We start from the raw sequence: 19,985 nt of genomic DNA on the forward strand, positions 1-19,985 counted from the left end.
GCATGACCGGCAACAGACGCGCCTGGCTGCTCTTCACCGGATGGCTTCTGACGGGAGCCTGCTACCTGCTCGCCCTCATCACCGTGCTGTCGATCGGGATCTTCATCCTGCCGATCGCCGTCGCCGGCACCGTCGTGCTGGCCACGCGCCGGGACACCCGCCTGGGCCTGCCCGGCCTGCTGTCGGGGGCGAGCCTGCCGCTGTTCCTGCTCGCCTACCTCAACCGGCACGGCCCCGGCACCTACTGCACCACCTCGGCCGGCGGCAGCAGTTGCACCGAGGGCCTGCTGAACCCGTGGCTCCCGCTGGCTGCCGGACTGCTCGCCCTCGGCGCCGGCCCGGCGCTGCTCCTCAGGATCCGGCAACGGCCGGTGAACAGCTCCGCACCGAGCCCCTCCCGGTAGGCCGCACGCCCGGTCCGCCGTATCGACGCCTGGGGCTCCGGACGGCGCAGACCGGCCGGGGACCTGCCGGGCCCGTGCTCGTGGACCTGGGGTCAGGCGGGCTGGCCGACCGGCCGGATCGTCACCGTGTTGAGGTCGACGCCCGCCGGCTGGCCGAGCGCGAAGCCGATCGCCTCGGCCACCGAATCCGGGCTCATCGCGATGGGGGGAACCTGACCGTGCCAGAACGCGGTGTCGATCAGGCCCGGGTTCACGACCGTGACTCCGATGCCCCGGGCCGTGGCGTGCAGGCGGAGGTTCTCGGCGAGGCCGACCACCGCCCACTTCGTGGCGGAGTAGAGGTTGCCCGGACTGTTCTTGGTCCCGGCCACGCTGCCGACGAGCACCAGCCGGCCGCGGGACCGCTCGAGGTGGGGCAGGGTCGCCTTGGCCAGCAGAGCCGGGCCGAGCACGTTGGCGAGCACCATCGGTGCCCACAGCTGGGGATCGCCGCCGCCGTCCATGACGTCGGCACCGCCCGTCCCGAAGTGATCCGCGGACGCGCCGCCCGCGTTCGCGACGGCCGCGTCGAGCGACCCGAAGCGCTCCACCGTGCCGGTGACCGCCGTGTTCGTGGCGTCCCAGTCGGAGGCATCTGCCACCAGGCCCAGGACGCGGTCCGCGTGGCCGACCTCGTCGAGGAAGGCCTTGAGCCGACCGGGGTCGCGCCCGGTGACGGCGACCCGGTGGCCACGCCCGAGCAGGAGCCGGGCGGTCGCGGCGCCGATCCCGCTCGTGCCACCGGTGATCAGGACCGTCTTGCCGGCGGCCGGCGAAGAGCCGGAGTCGGTGAGTGTGTCGGTGAGTGAGGTGTTCATGGCCTCGACTCTGCGGGGCGGCGCGGGCCCGCGGCAGTTGCTTCCGAAGGTGGGGACGGCATCCCCTGGCATCGACGGCGCCGACCGGGGAGGCTGTGCCCATGCCGAACACGAGGTACTCCGAACTCGGTGGCTTCCTGCGTTCGCGGCGCGAGCGGATCCGCCCCGAGGAGGTCGGGCTCGCGCCCGGCCCGCGGCGCCGCGTCCCCGGTCTGCGTCGCGACGAGGTCGCCGTTCTGGCCGGCGCCTCGGTGGAGTACTACACCGAGCTCGAGCGCGGTGCCGGCTCGCAGCCCTCCGACCAGATGCTCGCCGCGCTCGCCCGCGCCCTGCGCCTCGGCCGCGACGAACGCGACCATCTGTACCGCTTGGCGAACCGCCCGGTCCCGCACCAGGACGGGAGGGCCTCACACGTCCACCCCGCGATGCTCGACCTGCTGGGACGCATCGACGGGACCCCGGCGATGGTGAGCACCGACCTGCACACCGTTCTGGTCCAGAACCCGCTCGCGATCGCGATGCTCGGCGACCTGTCCGTGCACCGGGGCCGCGCGGCGAGCTTCATCCACCGATGGTTCACCGACCCGGCCTCGCGGGAGATCTACCCGCAGGAGGACCTCGCCCCGCAGTCACGCTCGTTCGTCGCCGACCTGCGCGCGGCGGTCGGGCGACGCAGCGCAGGCGACGCCGAGGCGACCAGACTGGTGGACGAGCTGCTGCGGCGGTCGCCGGAGTTCCAGGCGCTCTGGGCCGACCAGGACGTCGAGGTCCGCAGAGACGAGCGCAAGCGGATCGTCCACCCCACCGTCGGCCTGCTCGACCTCAACTGCCTCAGCCTCTTCAGCGAGGACCACCGCCAGCGGTTGCTCTGGTTCACCCCGCGTGCCGGGACCGACACCGCCGAGAAGCTCGCGCTGCTGACCGTCGTGGGCACACAGGCGATGCGGACCGAACCAGTCCGATGAACCGATCGAGAAGGCACCGCTCGCGCGATGCACGCGACCGGCCGGCCGTCACCGTCCAGCACCGCCGGCCTTGGGTGCGTGCTGCCGCGATCGGAGCGGAAGCGGGCGGGCACCGCACTCGTCGGCCGACACGGATCCCGGACTCCCGCACCCGCGCCGGTCTGCCTCAGTGCCGGCCGGACGCCTGCAGGACCGTGGAGCCGAGGTACCGGACGGCGAGCAGGGCGACCTCAAGATCGGTACGTCGTTCCTGGACCGAGTGGCCCATGATCTTCTCCGCCTTGCGGATGCGGTAGTGCACGGTGTTCTTGTGCACGATCTCATTGCTCGCCGTAGCGGTGTAGTTGCATCCGGTCGCCAGGAAGTCGTGCAGGGTCTCGCGCGCCTGTGCGCACTGCTCGTCGTCGGCGGCCAGCGGCCCGAGGACGCTCCCCACCCAGTCGCGTAGATCCGGGAGGTTCCTGCACATCAACGCGACCGGGGCGACGTGGGGGTACGCGGTGAACCGATGGCCGGGACGCGCCGCCGCGGCAAGCTCCTGTGCGCGCAGCGCCTCCCTGTGCGTGCTGCGGAACCCCTCGATCCCGCGGTGCACGCCTCCGGCGCACACCTGCACGGAGGGTTCGCCGCCTTCCACCACCCTGGACAGCCGCTCCCAGGAGACCTCGCCATGCGAGGCGAAGGGCAGCCAGGCCCAGGCCAGTCCTTCGTCCCGCGGTATGAACAGCGGCCCGGCGGGGCAGTCGAGTTCTCTCGCGATCTTGTGGATGAGCCGGTCGAGACGGGCCAGTGCGGCTTCGCCACGCGTCAGCGCGGGCAGCCAGGCCACCAGCCCGAGGTGGTTCTGCCGGAGCCGGTAGCCGAGAGCGGCCTCCGCCGCGTCGGGATCCACCTCCTGCCCGGCGAGGATGTCCCGCACCCGCGCGGCACGCGTGGCGGTCCGGCTGAGCAGCCAGCGTTCCCGCTCCAGGTGGTACACCTCGATGACACGCTCGGTGACGCTGTCGATGTAACCGAAGCTCGCTTTCAGCATGCGCCGGTTGGCGGCGGCGGAGACGGCGGCATCGGCTTCCCGGCGGGCAAGCTCGTCCAGGCACCATTGCAGGAGACGCCAGTGCCCGATCCGGTAGGCCCGGATCAACGCGGTGACAGGGACATCCCTTTGAGCCAGCCTCCGGGCGTACTCATGGGCCGCGACCGGTCCTTCGAGATTCTTCAGGGAAATGTCGTTCTCAAAGATGTGCAACAACGTGGCGACGTTTTCCTGCACGCTCGCCAGCAAGATCCTTTCGGCGACGACGTCCCCGCTGATCTGCGGAATTTCGACGAGCAGGTACTCCCACACGTCGCGGCAGACCTCGGCGAGGTGCGACTCCACGTTCTCCGCGCTCACGGAAAGTTCCCGTGCGGGCTCCGGACTCTCCACGCCCATACCCCAAAAGCTACGCCCTGCCCCGGCACCGCCGAGCGGCGAGCGGCGAGCGGCGAGCGGCGAGCGGCGAGCGGCGAGCGGCGAGCGGCGAGCGGCGAGCGGCGAGCGGATTGTCTCCATGTCACAAACCACGGTCCGAAGGTGGTGCGCCGTGCCCGACGTCTGTCCCGTGTCCCCCTCCTACCGTCGTTCTTGCCGTCCGTCACGTGAGGGGAGAAATCCGGTGACCGAGATGCTTCAAGGCAGCCTCTGTGAACGACTGGCCCCCCGGGAGACACCCGACGCCGCCATCGCGATGACCGACGCCGAGGGGACGGTGGTGGGATGGACGAGCACGGCGCAGCGGCTCGTCGGTTACCCGGCCACGGAAGTTGTCGGCCAGGCCGTCTCCACGCTCCTGCCCCTCACCCGCGAAACGCTGCTGGACTGGGCGTCGGCCGAGGAGTGCCGTGCCCGGGGTGGCTGGTCCGGCACCGCGACCGTCCGCCACCGCGACGGCCACAGCCTCAAGGCGAGCCTGCGGTTCTCGCTGCTGTGGGGGAGGCACGGGGAGATCCACTGGCTCATCTCCGGCACCGACATCGCCTCGCTCTCCCCGGTGGCGACCACCGGATGGGTACGGGACTCGCTCCTCACCCGGACCCCGATCGGCGTCGTCGTCCACGACCAGGACCTGCACTGCGCCTGGACCAACGACGCGATGGAGCGGCAGGACGGCATTCCCCGCGGTCAGCGGCTGGGGCACCGTCTCTCGGACGTGCTGCCCGGCACCGAGGCCGAGAGGCTCGACAAGGTGATGCGACGGGTCCTGGACAGCGGCGTCAGCACGGTCCACGAGTACCGCGTGTGGCCGCCCTCCGATCCGCGTCATGAGCACGCGATCGCGGCCTCGTACTTCTGCCTGCAGGACGCCGACGGCCGGGCCATGGGGGTGTGCTGCACGAGCGTGGACGTCACCCTCGGCCGGCGGGCGCAGGAGCGCCTCGCCATCCTCAGCGAGGCCAGCACCCGCATGGGCAACAGCCTGGACGTGATGCGGATCGGCCAGGAGCTGGCCGACCTCGCGGTGCCCCTGCTGGCCGACTACGTCAACGTCGACCTGGCCGAGTCGGTCCATTTCGGCGAAGCTCCCTTCGCCCGCGTCGGCCCGCTGGACGACCGCCGCCCCGTCCTGCGGCGCGCGGGCCTGGCCTCGATCCGCCCCGGGGTCCCGGAGTCCCCCTGGGCGCGCGGCGAGCTGGTCGCCGTGCCGCGGGATTCGCCCTTCAGCAAGGTCCTGTCCTCCGGCCGCTCTCATCTGGAACCGGTCCTGGACGCCTCTCCCGGAACCTGGTTCGACCGTGACCCCGACCGGGCACGGACCGTGCGCGAGAGCGGCATGCACTCCCTGATGGTCGTCCCCATCCGGGCCCGGCAAGCCTTCCTGGGGACGGCCGTGTTCATCCGGACCGAGGAAACCGCGCCGTTCCAGGAGGACGACCTGCTCCTGGCCGAGGGACTCGTCAGCCGGACCGCGCTCTCGCTGGACAACGCCCGCCGGTACGCACGGGAACGCAGCGCGGCCCTGACGCTCCAGCGCAGCCTGCTCCCGCAGCGCCTGGTGCAGGGCACGGCCATCGAGACGGCCTCGCGCTATCTTCCGGCCGACGTGGACAACGGTGTGGGAGGCGACTGGTTCGACGCCATCCCGCTGCCCGGCGCCCGGACGGCACTGGTCGTGGGCGATGTGGTGGGCCACGGCATCAACGCCGCGGCGACCATGGGCCGGCTCCGCACGGCCGTACAGACGCTCGCGGACCTCGACCTGCCCCCCGACGAACTGCTGACCCACCTGGACGACACGGTCCGGCGGATGGCCGCGGAAGACGCCGACTCCCAGGACCCGACCCGCGTCACCGGCGCGACCTGCCTGTATGCCGTCTACGACCCCGTCACCCAGAGGTGCACCATGGCACGGGCCGGGCACCCGCCGCCCGCGGTCATCGACCCCCACGGCAACGTCACCTTCCCCGACCTGCCCACCGGAACGCCGCTCGGCGTGGGGGTGGGGGTCCTTTTCGAGGCCGTCGAGGTGGACCTGCCCGAGGGAAGCCGGCTCGCCCTGTACACCGACGGCCTGATCGAGAGCCGCGAACACGACATCGAAGCGGGCATGCGGCGCCTCGGCGCCGCCCTGGCGCATCCCGGCCGGTCCCTGGAACGCCTCTGTTCCTCGGTGATCGAGGCGGTGCCGACCCACCCTCCGGGCGACGACGTGGCACTGCTCGTCGCACGGACCCACGCCCTGAGCCCGAGCCGGACCGCGTGCTGGGAACTGGCCGCCGACCCGGCGGTCGTCCGCTGCGCCCGCACCCAGGTCACCCGGCAACTGGTGCGGTGGGGACTGGAGCGCCTGGCCCCGTCCACCCAGCTGATCATCAGCGAACTGGTCACCAACGCCGTCCGCCACGCCGCCGGCCCGATCCGCCTGCGCCTGATCCGGCACCAGGTCCTGACCTGCGAGGTGTCCGACACCAGCGACACCCTCCCCCGGCTGCGGCACGCGTGCCCCAGCGACGAAGGGGGCCGCGGCCTCTACATCGTCGCCCAACTCTGCCGGCGCCACGGAGCGAGGTGTCTGACGAACGGCGGCAAGACCGTGTGGGCCGAACAGGACCTCGACCCCGGCGCCTGAGACATCGCTCGGCACGGCTGCCGGACACCCCCTCCAGCGATACATCACGACAAAATGCGGGACTATGTCATGAAGAGGATGTTTCGACGTACGCGCGGGAGTCGTGGATGGACGCCTGGGACGAACTCCTCCGAAGAGCCGAGCCGGCGGCCGTGCTGACGCCGGACGGTGTCATCGAGGGTCTCAACGCTGCGATGGCCACGATGCTGGGCAAGCCGGAGGCACAGTGCCTGGGTCGTCGTTTCGGTGATCTGTGGCCCGCAGGCCAACGGATCACCGTCGAGAGCCTCCTGGACCACGCCGCCAAGACCAAGGCGGTCGCGATGCGGGTGCTGGAGTTCCCCGGGCGGGGCGAAGCCCCCATCGCCTGCCTGATCGAGGCGCGGCCGATCAGGGATCCCTCCGGTGACGATCGGCTGGTCTGGGTGCACGCACTGGATTCGCAGAACGACCTGACGAGCCTGCTCATCCCGTTCCGCCTGGTCACCACGGCCTCCGACCTCGGCCTGTGGATGTACGCACCCCAGCGGCGCCAGCTGGAGTGGCTCGGTGGCGCACCCGCGCTGACCGTGGCCTTTCCGGGGCCCAGCACCTGCCTGCCCGCAGTGATGTCGGCGGTCCACCCCGACGACCGGCCAGCCCTGCGGCAACTCCTCCGCTCGCCCTCCGTCCAGACCCCGTGGACCAAACTGCGGTACCTCACCGAGCAGGACGGTCTGCACCGGCTGGCCGTGCAGACCTGCCGGATCCAGTTGGGCTACGGCGGCCCCGAACGGACCTTCGGGGTGGTCCGCGACGACACCAAGCAGGAGAAGCGCAAGAAGAAGGCCCGGGCCGCGCTGGCCGCCGAGCGGCAGCGTGCCAAGGACACCGCCGACTTCTCCTCCGCCCTGATCACCGCGTCCACGGAGCAGGAACTGCAGCAGGTCGTCCTGACCCGGCTCGCCGCGACCTTCGGTGCCGGCGGCGCCATGCTCGCACTCGTCGACGAAGGCCGCCTGCGCGTCTCCACCGATGGCGGGATCGCCATGTCGGAGGTGGAGGTGCTGCAGGGCCTGCCACTGAGCGCTCCCGGCCCGGTACCCGAGGCGATCCGCACCGGAACGTCGCAGTTCGTTCCCGGCCGGAAGGACTACATCCAGCACTGGCCAGAAGCGGTCGACTATCCGCGGATCGAACGGCTCGGCCCCGACTACGCCGTCTCGATCACCCCCCTCAGCGAGACCGGCGACCAGCCACTCGGCGCCTGGACGACGTTCTACCACCGCGAATACCGGGCATCGCTGGACGAGCAGACCCTCATGGGGACCCTGGCCGACCTGGCGGGCCAGGCACTGCGGCGCATCAGGCTGCAGCAGGCACGGGTCGAGCTGGCGACGGCCCTGCAGCAGACCATGCTGCCCACGCTGCCCGAACATCTCGCGGGCCTGGAGGTCGCCTCCCGCTACCGGCCGAGCCGCGACGGGCTGGACATCGGCGGAGACTGGTACGACGCCTTCGTGATGCCCGACGGCACCGTCACCATCGAGATCGGCGACGCCCAGGGGCACGACGTGGACGCCGCCGCCTTCATGGGACAGGTGCGCTCGTTCATGCGCGGGATCGCCACCCACGAAGCGCGTCCGGGAGCCGTGCTGACGTCCACCAACGAACTGCTCGTCACGATGGGCGCGGCACGGTTCGCCAGCTGCACCATGCTGCGTCTCGATCCGCGCGACGGACGGGTCACCGGCGCCAGCGCCGGCCACGTTCCGGTGCTGCACGCGCGCAGGGACGGCAGCCACAGCGTGCGCGAGCTGCCGGGCGGGCCGGTGCTGGGAGTCGTGCCCGACACCGACTACCAGGAGGAGACCTTCACCCTCGACGAGGGCGGTGCGCTGGTCATGGTCACCGACGGCGTGGTCGAGGGGCCGGGACTCACGCTGGATGCCGGGCTGGAGCGAGCCGGAACCCTGGCCGGAGCGGCCCTCCACGACGGGCTGGACGCCGAGGGGACCGCCGACCGCATCCTCGACGCCGCGGTCGCGGTGGACCACCTCGACGACGTGGCCGTCCTGGTCATCCGGCGCGCGTGACGTCGCCCTTCCCTCACAGGGCGGAGTCGGGCCCCGTCGGCGGGCCCGCCTGACATGCTGCACCCATGTCGACACCGCACCCGCACCCGCCCGTCGGGGCCCCCGCCCCCTCCGTCAACGGCCTGCGCCTGCGGGCGCGTCGGGTGAGCCGGGAGGTCCGTGGGGGTGGGCGGATACTGAACGGCATATCCGTCGAGGTCGCTCCCGGGCAGCTCACGGTGATCGCCGGGAGCAGCGGTGCGGGCAAGACGGTGCTGTTGCAGACGCTGGCGGGGCTGAGCGCGCCGACCGAGGGCGAGGTGCTGCACGACGGGGCGCGCCCCGGGCCGCCGGGGCCGGACTTCGGGTTCGTCCCGCAGGAGGACATCATCCACCGCGAGCTGCCGCTGCGCCGCACGCTGGTGTACGCGGCGGGGCTGCGGATGGCTCCGGGGACCGCCGCCGGGACGGTGCTCGACACCGTCGACCGGGTGCTGGAGACGCTCGGCCTGGCGGAGCGGGCGGAGACCCCGGTGCGCGCGCTGAGCGGCGGCGAACGCAAACGGGCCAGTATCGCGGTCGAGTTGCTCACCCGTCCCCGGGTGCTCTTCCTCGACGAGCCGACGTCCGGCCTCGACCCGGTCACCGCCGCGGCCCTGCTGCGCACCCTGCGCACGCTCGCCGAGGACGGCACCACCGTCGTACTGACCACGCACGTCCTCGCCGATCTGCTCCGCGCCGACCAGGTGGTGTTCCTCTCCGCCGGCGGCGAGGTCGCGTACGCAGGTGAACCGACCGCCCTGTTCGAGGCGTTCGGGGTCGGCACCGTGGAGGAGGTGTACGAGGCGGTGGCGGGCGGTGCGCGCGTCGAACGGGCCGTACCCGAGGACGACTTGGCTGCTGACGCCACGTCACCGTCGGTGCGGCCGCCGCGGGTCGGCGTCCTGCGTCAGTGGACACTGCTGACCCGGCGCGGTACCGCGCTGATGCTGCACAACCGGCTCTCGGTCGCCGTGCTGGCGGGCTCGCCGGTGATGATCGTGGCGATGTTCGCGGTGCTGTTCCGGGCGGGCGCGTTCGATCCGGCGGCACCGGATCCGGGCTCCTCGGCGATGATCATGTTCTGGATCGCGTTCGGCGCGTTCTTCTTCGGGCTGACGTACGGCCTGCTCCAGATCTGCACCGAGCTGCCGGTGCTGCGCCGGGAGTGGCTCGCGGGGCTGCGGATCGGCCCGTACGTCGCCTCGAAGCTGACCACCATGCTGCCGGTGCTCGCGGTCGCGGACGGACTGTTGTTGGTGGTGCTGCGCGCCCTTGACCGGCTGCCCGCGGCGGGCTGGGACACCTACGGTTCGCTGTTCGCGTCGAGCGTGCTGGCCTCGGCCGCCGCCCTCGCGCTCGGGCTGCTCGCGTCGGCGGCGGTGTCGGAGCCGGGGCAGGCGACGCTGATGCTGCCGCTGCTCTGCTTCCCCCAGGTGCTGTTCTCGGGCGCCTTCGTGCCGGTGCCCCGGATGACGGTGGCCGGGAAGGCGATCAGCTGGGCGATGACCAACCGCTGGGCGTTCGAGGCGCTGGGCAGCGGGGTGGGGCTGGAGTCGCTGTGGCGGGCGGGCCGCTCGCCGCTCGGTCCGCCGCTGCTGGCGTCGTACGGGGACTCGTTCGGGCATCCGGCGAGCCGTGGGTGGGTGATCCTGGCGGGCTTCGCGCTGGTGTTCCTGGCCGGGACGTGGGTGATCCTGGTACGCAAGTGCCGGGACGGGGCGGCGCGGAGCCGGGCGCGGCACTGACCCTCGCACGGAGCCGGGCGGCGCGGTGACCCGGCGCGGTGGCCCGGACCCGGGGCGGCCCGGCGGCACCGGCTCCTCAGCAGCTCTCGCGTGCGGCCAGCCCGGTCGCCGTCGGTACCCGGTCCCGGTAGGTCTCCGCCACGAAGGTCAGGAACGTCTCGATGTCCCGGGGCTGGGACGAGACGCCCAGGGAGACCCGGACGGCGCCCGCCGACGGCAGCCCCAGCAGCTCCAGGTACTCGTCCAGCGAGGCGACTTGGGTGTCGGCCGCCGAGAGCAGCCGGGTCAGCGGCAGGTCGAACGCCTCCTCTCCGGCGCCCGGGTTGCAGAAGCAGCCCGTGCGCAGGGATATGCCGTGGGCGGCGCTGTCCCGGGTGACGAGGCGTTCGTCGACGATCCGGCCGTCCGCGCCGAGCACGTTCAGCGCGACCGTGCCGCCGCGGGCCGCGTCGGCGCGCTCGGTGCCGTACACCCGGACCAGCGGAGAGCCGTCGCTGTGCCTCAACGCGCGCAGGCCGGTGAGCAGTTGACGGGTGAGGGCACTGACGTGGGCGTGTATGCGGTCCATGCCGATGCCGTCGATCCAGGCCAGCCCGGCGGTCACGTCGGGCAGGGAGAGGAAGTTGACCGTGCCGTCCTCGAAGGCGGCCTCGTCGGCGGCGAGGACGTGCCACTGCGCCTGGGCGCTGACGGCATAGATGGTGCCGCCCGAGAACCAGGGACGGCGCAGCTTGGCGAGGGCCTCGCGGCGGGCGATCAGACTGCCGATGCCGGTGGGGTGGCCGAAGACCTTGTACCAGCTGACGGCGGTGAAGTCCGGGTGGTGGCGGCTCAGGTCCAGGACGTTGGTCGGGGCGAAGGCCGCCGCGTCGAGCAGGACGTCGTAGCCGTGCGACCGGGCGGCGGCGATCCAGTCCAGCGAGTGCTGCACGCCGGTGAAGTTGCTCTGCGCGGGATAGGCGAGCAGGCCGCCGGCGCCCCGGCCCGGGCCCGGCGGGGACAGGGCGGCGCGCAGCCGCCCCGCGTCGAGGTGCAGGCCCGGCACGTACACGGTCGCGGCTCCCCGCGCCCGCGCGTACTCCCTGAGCCCGTTGACCGAGTTGTGGTTGTCGAGCGACATGACGAGCCTGCTGTCGCGGGTGAAGGGGTACGCCTCGCCGACCAGGCGCAGGGCACCGGTCGCGTTCGGGGTGAAGATCGCGGCGTATTCGTCGGGATCGGCGTTGAAGTGGCGGAGCACCGCCCGCCGGGCCTCGGCCAGCAGGAGCCCGGAGGCACGGGAGGCCGGGCTCTCGGAGTGCGGGTTGCCGAACAGCCCGCCGGTGATCCGCCGGGCGCTGCCCATGACGAGGGAGCGCGGGGGAAGTCCGGCGCCGGTGTGGTCGAGGTAGGTGTGTCCGCCCTCGTCGAGGTAGCCGAACTCGCGCGTCCGCAACTCCGCGAAGCCGTCGGGAGCTTCCGCGCTCCCGCCGTGCCCGCGTCCGGTGACGTCAGCCGTAGCCATGTGAACCCCCCTCGCACGAACCTTCGACCAAGGTATCCGCGTGCGAGCCGTTCGCCGCCGCGGCACGACGTCAGGCCGCCCGGCCGCTTCCGAACAGGGCGTGTGAGCGGCCGGGTTGAGGAAGGACGGCGCCGGGGAAGGACGGTGACATGTCCACCTCCCACGCGCCTCGTGCGCTTTCGCTCGCCGCTGCCGTTCTGACCGGAACGGTCGCGCTCTACATCGCCCTCGTCGCTTTCGGGAACATCACCGACTTCGGCACCAACCAGGCCTTCGTCCAGCATGTGCTGGCCATGGACACGACGTTCAAGGACGACGACCTGATGTGGCGGGCCATCACGAACAAGGGGCTCGAGAACACCGCCTACGTCCTCATCATCGTGTGGGAGACGCTGGCCGCGCTCGTGCTGATCGCCGGCACCTGGCTCTGGGCCCGCCGTGACCACGTCCGCGCACGGCGCGTCTCCACCTACGGCCTGCTGATGCTCGTCCTCCTCTTCGGTGCCGGGTTCATCGGGATCGGCGGTGAGTGGTTCTCCATGTGGCAGTCCAAGACCTGGAACGGGCTGGACGCGGCGACCCGGGTGCTGGTCCTCACCAGCCTCGCCCTGATCGTCGTCCAGTTGAGCCCCTCGGACCAGGAGGCCTGATCAGGAGGGACAGGGAGCCGCCTCGCCGCCCGCGCGGAGGACGGCCGTCCACCAAGTCAGCTGGTCGAGAAGGGCCTTGGCGTACCCGGCGGCCTGCGGGTCCAGGGGGCGGCCGTCCTGCCACGCGGTGAAGTAGTTCGGGAAGGCCAGGCCGTCCCGCAGGGTCACCGCGTGCAACTCCGAGAACACGTTCTCCAGATGGAGCACCGCGTGCCGGCCGCCGGCCGCGCCACCGTAGCTGACGAAGGCCACCGGCTTCGCCGCCCACTGGGTGAAGTGCCAGTCGATGGCCGCCTTCAGCGATGCCGGGTAGCTGTGGTTGTACTCGGGGGTGACGACGACGAACGCGTCCGCCGCCGCCAGGGCCGCCGTCAGTCCGCTCATCCCGGACGGGCGGGGATAGGCGTCGCCCGCGTGCTTCGGCGACTCGGCCGGCAACGCCAACGGGATGTCGTACGCCGCCAGATCCACGACCTCCACCTCGAAGCCGCCGTACCCGCCCGCCTGTTCGGCCATCCACCGCGCCACCACCGGGCCGAACCTGCCCTCCCGGACGCTTCCCACCAGGATCACCAGCTTGTGCGTGTCGTTGTCCATGGCAGCAGCCTGCGGCCGGGTCGCCGGCACAGCCAGACCGTGCTCAGGCTGGCCCCCGCGGGGCCACGCTCAGCGCCGTCGGCCCTGCCTATCCTCGACGGCATGGGGACACCACTGGGGGACTTCGTCAGGGCCAAGCGGGACAGCGTCCAGCCGGAAGCGCTGGGACTGCCGGAGCGCGGGCGGCGCCGGTCGCCGGGCCTGCGCCGGCTGGACCTCGCCAACCGGGCCGGTATCAGCGTCGAGTACCTGACCCGCATCGAGCAGGGCCGGGACCGCAATCCGTCGGTGGCCGTGGTCAACGCCCTCGCGGACGCCCTCAGCCTCGATCCCGCCGAGCGCGCCCACCTCCGCTATCTCGCGAAGATCACCGGCGGTGAGTGCGTCGCGCACCCGCAGCCGGCGCCGCCACGGCGCCAGGTGCGGCCCACCGTCCTGGAGACCCTCGGTCTCCTCGAACCCGGCCTCGCCCTCGTCACCAACCGCCTCGGCGACATCCTCGCCCGCACCGGTGCGTACGAGGCGGTGATGGGCGGGACCGGACTGCTGGACGCCGAGATCCCCAACCTCACCCGCTACGTGTTCACCGACCCCCGTGCCCGGGACCTCTTCGCCGACTGGGACGCCGTCGCCGACGAGCAGGCCTTCGACCTCTGGCTCGGTCCGTCCGTCGAGAACAGCGAGTGGTTCACGGCCGAGCTCGCGCCCGTCGCCGGGGCCGACTTCACCCGCCGGGTGAACCGGCACGTGGTACCGGCCCGCGGGGTCCTGCGGCTGCGGCACCCTTCGGGGGCCGCGCTTCGGCTGCACCGCCAGACGCTCGACATCAGCGAGGACGCCCAGCAGCTGGTCGTGCTCCTGCCCGCCGACGAGGAGACGGCCGAGGCCGTGGAGCGACTCCGCGGGCACCGGAAACTCCGCGCCATCTCCTGACGACGGCCGGACGAGGCCTCACGACGGCCTGACGACGACCGGACGAGGCCACACGACCGCCTCACGACGGCCTGACGACGACCGGACGAGGCCACACGACCGCCTCACGACGGCCGGGCGGCCAACCGCATGACGGCTACTTGACCACCGTCACCTTGGTGTTGGGTTCCGTGCCGAAGGTCCACAGGGCCGCGCCGTCCGCCTTGGGCATCCGGATGCCGCTGGTCTGCTTGCCGGCGGCGGGCGGCGGCGAGGAGCCGTCGACCGCGTTGGAGAAGGCGACCGACAGCCCCGACTTGGACGCGAAGTAGAGGATGTGCTCGATCTGGACGCCGTCCGAGCCGGTCGTGGCCGCCAGGGTCCCGGTGATCGTGTAGGTGCCGGGGTCGGGGCTCACCGTCCCCGGCCACACCGTGAACGTGCGGGTCGCCTTGTCGCCGGCGTCGACCGTCCACACCCGCTTGGCGCCGAGCGAGTAGACGATACGGCGGCCGGTGCCGGAGGCCGCCGGTACGGCGGGGGCCTTCGCCGGGGCCTTTGACGCGGAGGGGTGGGCGCCCGCCGACGCGCTCGCCGACGGGCGGACCGCCGCGGCCGTGGGGTGCGGCCCCTTGTCGGCCTGGAGGGCGAGGACGACGACGGCGACCGTCGCCCCGGCCGTCAGGCCGGACACCCAGACCCAGGAGGGCAGCAGTCGGGCAGCCACGGGTACGCATCTCCTCCGCTGTGGGAGCTATGAGGCCCCCTGCCTGTTCGCACAGGGGTCGGATCATCGTACTGCGCGCTGCCCGACCGCCCGACGGCTCAGTCCAGCACCGGCAGCAGCTCCGGCAGGTGCCCGTCGGAGGCCTCGGCGGCCCGCTGCCGCTCCTCGGAGACCGGCCCGTACAGCGTGGTACGCGGCTTCGCCGGGCGCCCGGCGGCCTCGGCCACGGCGACCAGGTCGCGGACCGACTTGTAGGAGCCGTACGACGACCCCGCCATCCGCGAGATCGTCTCCTCCATCAACGTGCCGCCGAGGTCGTTGGCTCCCGAGCGGAGCATCTCCGCCGCACCCTCCGTGCCCAGTTTCACCCAGCTTGTCTGGATGTTCGGGATGTAGGGGTGCAGGAGGAGCCGGGCCATCGCCGTCACCGCCCGGTTGTCGCGCATCGTCGGGCCCGGCCGGGAGATGCCGGCCAGGTAGACGGGCGCGTTGGTGTGGATGAAGGGCAGCGTCACGAACTCCGTGAAGCCGCCGGTGCGCTGCTGGATGCCGGCCAGGGTGCGCAGGTGGCCCAGCCAGTGGCGGGGCTGGTCGACGTGGCCGTACATCATGGTGGAGGAGGACCGGATGCCCAGCTCGTGGGCGGTGCTGATCACCTCGATCCAGGTGGCGGCGGGGAGTTTGCCCTTGGTGAGGATCCAGCGCACCTCGTCGTCCAGGATCTCGGCGGCCGTCCCGGGGACGGTGTCGAGGCCCGCCTCCTTCGCCGCGGTCAGCCACTCCCGGATCGACATGCCGGTGCGCGTCGCGCCGTTCACGACCTCCATCGGCGAGAAGGCGTGCACGTGCATGCCGGGGACGCGTTCCTTGACCGCCTTCGCGATGTCGAAGTACGCGGTGCCGGGCAGGTCGGGGTGGATGCCGCCCTGCATGCAGACCTCGACCGCGCCGACGTCCCAGGCCTGCTGGGCGCGGTCGGCGACCTGGTCCAGGGAGAGGGTGTAGGCGTCGGCGTCGGTGCGGCGCTGCGCGAAGGCGCAGAAACGGCAGCCGGTGTAGCAGACGTTGGTGAAGTTGATGTTGCGGGTGACGATGTAGGTGACGTCGTCGCCGACGGCCGCCTTCCGCACGTCGTCGGCGATCCCCGTCAGCGCGTCGAGGGCCGGGCCGTCCGCGTGGAACAGGGCGAGGGCCTCGGCGTCGGTGAGCCTGGTGGGGTCGTCGGCCGCCGTCCTGAGCGCCGCCCGGACATCCGTGTCGATGCGCTCCGGTGCCATCCCGGGGGCGGCCGCCTCCCGCAGCGCGCCCCAGTCGCCATACACCTCGTCGAAGTCGTCGCGCCGGTCGGACGTACGGCCCTCGGAGTCGATGGCGGTGTGCAGATCGGTACGGCCGGAGGCGACGAAGACCTCCTCCGGCTCCTGCCAGGGGTGCCCCACGACGGCGGCGTCCGGCACCGCGAGGCCCGTCTCCGGGTCGGCCAGCGCGGCCACGTGCGGGCGCAGCCGCGGGTCCAGCCAGGGCTCGCCGCGGCGGACGAACTCCGGGTACACGCACAGCCGTTCCCGCAGCTCGAAGCCGGCGGCGGCCGACTTCTCGGCCAGTTCCTCGATCTGCGGCCAGGGCCGCTCGGGGTTGACGTGGTCGATGGTGAGCGGCGACACCCCGCCCCAGTCGTCGATACCGGCCGCGATCAGCCGTTCGTACTCTCTGTCGACGAGGTTCGGCGGCGCCTGGATGTTGCCGGCCGGCCCCATCACCAGCCGCGCCACCGCCACCGCGGCCACCAGCTCGTCCAGCTCGGCGTCCGGCATGCCGCGCATCGCCGTGTCCGGCTTGGCGCGGAAGTTCTGGATGATCAGTTCCTGCACGCCGTGGTACGACCGGGCCACCCGCCGGAGCGCGAAGAGGGACTCGGCGCGTTCCTCGTACGTCTCGCCGATGCCGATCAGGATCCCGGAGGTGAAGGGGACGGAGGAGCGGCCCGCGTCCTCCAGGACCCGCAGCCGGACGGCGGGTTCCTTGTCCGGGGAGCCGTGGTGCGGACCGCCGGGCTCGGACCACAGCCGGGTGGCGGTCGTCTCCAGCATCATGCCCATGGAGGGCGCGACGGGCTTCAGCCGCTGGAAGTCGGTCCAGGACATCACGCCCGGGTTGAGGTGCGGCAGCAGGCCGGTCTCCTCCAGGATGCGGATGGAGATGGCCCGTACGTAGGCGATCGTGTCGTCGTAACCGTGCGCGTCGAGCCACTCGCGCGCCTCCGGCCAGCGGTCCTCGGGCTTGTCGCCGAGGGTGATCAGGGCTTCCTTGCAGCCGAGGGCCGCGCCCTTGCGGGCGACGTCGAGGACCTCGTCCGGCGACATGAACATCCCGTGCCCGGCCCGGCGGAGCTTGCCCGGGACGGTGACGAACGTGCAGTAGTGGCACTTGTCGCGGCACAGGCGGGTGAGGGGGATGAAGACGCTCTTCGAGTACGTGATGACACCGGGCCGGCCGGCCTCCTCGAGTCCGGCGTCCCGGACCCGGGCGGCGGACGCGGCGAGGTCGTCCAGGGCCGCACCGCGCGCCTGGAGCAGGACGGCGGCCTCGGAGACGTCGAGGGCGACGCCGTCCCGGGCGCGTTTGAGGGCGCGACGCATGGAGTTCTCGGTGGGGCCGGTTCCGGGGGTCGCGGAAGTCGTCATTCCCTGAGCATACGTTCGGGTTCGGTGGGGTCCGTGGGGGTGGCCGGGGGGGTGGGCATGTGCCGGTGCGCTGTGGCCGGCCGCGCAGTTCCCCGCGCCCCTGAAAGAAGGGGGCGCCGCAGTGCGCCCCCTCAGGGGCGCGGGGAACTGCGCGAGCAACCCCCACGCACCCGCACCCGACCGCACAACCGCAGCCCCCTCACAAGTACTCCCCGTAAGCGTCCAGCACCCCCAGCACTTCGGCCTCCCCCGCCGGAGGCAACTGCACCACGACCTCCTCGATGCCCAGCTCGGCATAGTGCGCGAGCTTCCCGGGGCTCGGGAAGACGGCGTACGGCACCACCTGGAGCGCGGCCGGGTCACGCCCCGCGTCGGCCCACACGCCCCGCAGGACCGGCAGCGACTCGGTGAGACCGCGTCCCCCGATCGGCATCCACCCGTCCGCGTACTCGGTGATGTGCGCGAACAGCTTCGGCCCCGCCGCCCCGCCGACCAGCGTGCGCGGCCCGGCCACCGGCCCGCGCGGCTTCTGGACGGGCTTGGGGTAGGCGGAGGACGCCCGTACGCTTCCGAACTCCCCTGCGTAGGCGGTCGGTTCGTCCGCCCACAGGGCCCGCATCAGGGCCATCCGGTCCCGGGTCAGCTCCCGCCTCGACCGCCAGCGCACCCCGTGGTCCGCGGCCTCCTCGACGTTCCAGCCGAAGCCGACGCCGAGCGTGAGGCGGCCGCCGGACAGGTGGTCGAGGGTGGCGATCTGCTTGGCGAGGTCGATCGGGTCGTGCTGGGCGACCAGGGTGATGCCGGTGCCTAGGCCGAGGCACTCGGTGACGGCGGCGGCCTGGCCGAGGGCGACGAAGGGGTCGAGGGTGCGGCCGTACTCGCGGGGCAGGTCGCCGCCCGCCGGGTACGGGGTGGTCCGCTCGACGGGGATGTGCGTGTGCTCGGGCAGGTACAGCCCGGCGAACCCGCGTGCCTCCAGCTCACGGGCGAGCCGGACGGGGGCGATGGTCTCGTCGGTGAGGAAGACCGTGACGGCTATGCGCATGCCCCATCTGTACCGGGGGTGGCTCGATATGTCCATACCGACCGGTCGGCATCACACGCCCCACCTTTCACAGGGCTATGCACATGACAGACGGACGTCTGTGGATTGCCTCTCCTTCCGAGGGAGTTCACGTCCACAGGGGAGAGTGAGCGGCATGTGTGAGGACACGCACGGCATCGGCAGACGCGCGCTGATCGTGACGGGCGCGGCCACAGCCCTTACGTTGGGAAGCGTGAGCTTCGCGGCGGCGGACGGTCAGGACCAGGGGAACCAGAAGACGGCGACCGTGAGCGGCACCCTGCCGCCGGGTTGCCCGGACTTCGTGTACGTACCGGTCGAAGTGCCCACCGGCGTACGGGAGATCAAGGTCTCCTACACCTACGACAGGCCGGGCGTCCCGGCCGGCACCACCGGCAACGCGCTCGACATCGGCCTCTTCGACCAGCACGGCACCGAGCTGGGCGGCAGGGGCTTCCGGGGCTGGTCGGGCGGCGCCCGCACGGAGTTCTTCGTCCGCGCCGACGACGCGACCCCCGGCTACATCCCGGGACCGGTCCACGCGGGCACCTGGTACATCGCCCTCGGCCCGTACACGGTGGCCCCGCAGGGCCTGTCGTACGAGCTGACCATCACCCTGACGTACGGCGAGCCCGGCACCCCGGTCCGCCCCGTCTACCCGCCCGCCCGGGCCAAGGGCCGCGGCCGTGACTGGTACCGCGGCGACTGCCACCTGCACTCCTGGTACTCCGACGGCCGCCGCACCCCGGCCGAGATCGCGGCCCTCGCCCGCGCCGCCGGCCTCGACTTCATCAACTCCTCGGACCACAACACGCACTCCTCGCACCCGCACTGGGCGGACCAGGCAGGCGACGATCTGCTGATCATGCTCGGCGAGGAGATCACCACGAGGAACGGCCACGTCGTCGCCCTCGGCACCGACCCCGGAACCTTCGTCGACTGGCGCTACCGGGCCCGTGACAACCGGTTCGGCCACTTCGCCCACCAGATCCACAAGGCCGGCGGTCTCGTCGTACCCGCGCATCCGCACGCCACGTGCGTGGGCTGCGCCTGGAAGTTCGGCTTCGGGGACGCGGACGCGGTCGAGGTGTGGAACGGCCCCTACACCCCCGACGACGAGGTGGCCCTCAACGCCTGGGACGCCACCCTGGTCGCCTCGGTCCGCAGCAACCGGGAGTGGCTCCCGGCGATGGGCAACAGCGACGCCCACCGCGACCCGGACGCCGTCGGCTCACCCCAGACCGTCGTCCTCGCCGACGACCTGAGTCGCGAGGCCGTCCAGGAGGGGCTGCGGGCGGGCCGCTCCTACATCGCCGAGTCGAAGAACGTGACGCTCGGCTTCACGGCGACGGGCGGCCGCGGTGAGCGGGCGGGCATCGGCGAACGCCTCGCCGTCGCCCCCGACACCCCGGTGACCGTCCGGCTGGAGGCCTCCGGCGTCCCCCGCTGCACGGTCCGCCTCATCACCGACGAGGGCGTCCTCCTCACCAGCGACCCGCTCCCGGTGAACGGCTCGGGCGTGGTCGAGTGGCGGACGACGCCGTCGTACGCGGCGTACGTCCGCGCGGAGATCCGCCACGAGACGGCGGCGGGCCCGGTCCCCGGCGCCCTGGCGGCACTGACGAACCCGATCTTTCTGGGGAACTGAGGCGGCTACGCGGGCCGCCTCGGGCAG

General features: G+C 72.3%; 15 protein-coding genes. 8 read left to right on the forward strand and 7 right to left on the reverse strand.

The window, feature by feature from the left end; all coding sequences use genetic code 11:
- Nucleotides 1-2 precede the first annotated feature (2 nt).
- Nucleotides 3-404, forward strand: coding sequence for a hypothetical protein (locus ACFY0K_RS15335; protein ID WP_390640235.1), 402 nt, complete (start codon nt 3-5; stop codon nt 402-404).
- A 92-nt stretch (nt 405-496) separates the two neighbouring features.
- Here ACFY0K_RS15335 and ACFY0K_RS15340 read toward each other — a convergent pair whose 3' ends face one another.
- Nucleotides 497-1,261, reverse strand: coding sequence for an SDR family oxidoreductase (locus ACFY0K_RS15340; RefSeq protein ID WP_390640236.1), 765 nt, complete (start codon nt 1,259-1,261; stop codon nt 497-499).
- Nucleotides 1,262-1,362: 101 nt separating this feature from the next.
- Between ACFY0K_RS15340 and ACFY0K_RS15345 the strand changes: the two genes are divergently transcribed.
- A complete protein-coding gene (locus ACFY0K_RS15345) occupies nt 1,363-2,226 on the forward strand; it encodes a helix-turn-helix domain-containing protein (RefSeq protein WP_390640237.1) in 864 nt (287 codons plus the stop codon).
- A gap of 166 nt (nt 2,227-2,392) precedes the next feature.
- Here the strand turns inward: ACFY0K_RS15345 and ACFY0K_RS15350 are convergent, their stop codons facing one another.
- Complete coding sequence (locus ACFY0K_RS15350) at nt 2,393-3,619, reverse strand: PucR family transcriptional regulator (protein ID WP_390640238.1); 1,227 nt, start codon at nt 3,617-3,619, stop codon at nt 2,393-2,395.
- Between the two features lie 271 nt (nt 3,620-3,890).
- On the opposite strand from ACFY0K_RS15350, the gene ACFY0K_RS15355 reads away from it, so the two are divergent.
- From ACFY0K_RS15355 to ACFY0K_RS15365, 3 genes are all read left to right on the forward strand, one after another.
- On the forward strand, nt 3,891-6,332 hold the full coding sequence (locus ACFY0K_RS15355; protein ID WP_390640525.1) for a SpoIIE family protein phosphatase: 2,442 nt from the start codon (nt 3,891-3,893) through the stop codon (nt 6,330-6,332).
- A gap of 107 nt (nt 6,333-6,439) precedes the next feature.
- Nucleotides 6,440-8,407: a SpoIIE family protein phosphatase gene (locus tag ACFY0K_RS15360; RefSeq protein WP_390640239.1), complete on the forward strand. Its 1,968-nt coding sequence runs from the start codon at nt 6,440-6,442 to the stop codon at nt 8,405-8,407.
- A gap of 65 nt (nt 8,408-8,472) precedes the next feature.
- A complete protein-coding gene (locus ACFY0K_RS15365; protein WP_390640240.1) occupies nt 8,473-10,173 on the forward strand; it encodes an ATP-binding cassette domain-containing protein in 1,701 nt (566 codons plus the stop codon).
- A 76-nt stretch (nt 10,174-10,249) separates the two neighbouring features.
- Here ACFY0K_RS15365 and ACFY0K_RS15370 read toward each other — a convergent pair whose 3' ends face one another.
- Nucleotides 10,250-11,677, reverse strand: coding sequence for an aminotransferase class V-fold PLP-dependent enzyme (locus ACFY0K_RS15370; protein ID WP_390640241.1), 1,428 nt, complete (start codon nt 11,675-11,677; stop codon nt 10,250-10,252).
- A 149-nt stretch (nt 11,678-11,826) separates the two neighbouring features.
- Between ACFY0K_RS15370 and ACFY0K_RS15375 the strand changes: the two genes are divergently transcribed.
- A complete protein-coding gene (locus ACFY0K_RS15375; protein ID WP_390640242.1) occupies nt 11,827-12,327 on the forward strand; it encodes a DUF2165 domain-containing protein in 501 nt (166 codons plus the stop codon).
- Here ACFY0K_RS15375 and ACFY0K_RS15380 read toward each other — a convergent pair whose 3' ends face one another.
- Nucleotides 12,328-12,924 carry an NADPH-dependent FMN reductase gene (locus ACFY0K_RS15380; protein ID WP_390640243.1) on the reverse strand — a complete coding sequence of 199 codons (597 nt, stop codon included), beginning with the start codon at nt 12,922-12,924 and terminating at the stop codon, nt 12,328-12,330. It abuts the gene before it with no gap.
- 102 nt (nt 12,925-13,026) lie between these two features.
- On the opposite strand from ACFY0K_RS15380, the gene ACFY0K_RS15385 reads away from it, so the two are divergent.
- Nucleotides 13,027-13,857: a helix-turn-helix domain-containing protein gene (locus ACFY0K_RS15385; RefSeq protein ID WP_390640244.1), complete on the forward strand. Its 831-nt coding sequence runs from the start codon at nt 13,027-13,029 to the stop codon at nt 13,855-13,857.
- 136 nt (nt 13,858-13,993) lie between these two features.
- Here the strand turns inward: ACFY0K_RS15385 and ACFY0K_RS15390 are convergent, their stop codons facing one another.
- The 3 genes from ACFY0K_RS15390 to ACFY0K_RS15400 form a co-directional block, all read right to left on the reverse strand.
- A complete protein-coding gene (locus ACFY0K_RS15390; protein WP_390640245.1) occupies nt 13,994-14,563 on the reverse strand; it encodes a hypothetical protein in 570 nt (189 codons plus the stop codon).
- Nucleotides 14,564-14,661: 98 nt separating this feature from the next.
- Complete coding sequence (locus ACFY0K_RS15395) at nt 14,662-17,247, reverse strand: bifunctional FO biosynthesis protein CofGH (RefSeq protein WP_390640246.1); 2,586 nt, start codon at nt 17,245-17,247, stop codon at nt 14,662-14,664.
- A 199-nt stretch (nt 17,248-17,446) separates the two neighbouring features.
- Nucleotides 17,447-18,292 (reverse strand): LLM class F420-dependent oxidoreductase, encoded by an 846-nt coding sequence (locus ACFY0K_RS15400; protein ID WP_390640247.1) that lies wholly within the window; start codon nt 18,290-18,292, stop codon nt 17,447-17,449.
- Between the two features lie 154 nt (nt 18,293-18,446).
- Here ACFY0K_RS15400 and ACFY0K_RS15405 point away from each other — a divergent pair, with 154 nt between their 5' ends.
- On the forward strand, nt 18,447-19,958 hold the full coding sequence (locus ACFY0K_RS15405; RefSeq protein ID WP_390640248.1) for a CehA/McbA family metallohydrolase: 1,512 nt from the start codon (nt 18,447-18,449) through the stop codon (nt 19,956-19,958).
- Nucleotides 19,959-19,985 lie beyond the last annotated feature (27 nt).

This window comes from Streptomyces sp. NPDC001507 (assembly GCF_042894765.1).
Taxonomy (GTDB): Bacteria; Actinomycetota; Actinomycetes; order Streptomycetales; family Streptomycetaceae; genus Streptomyces.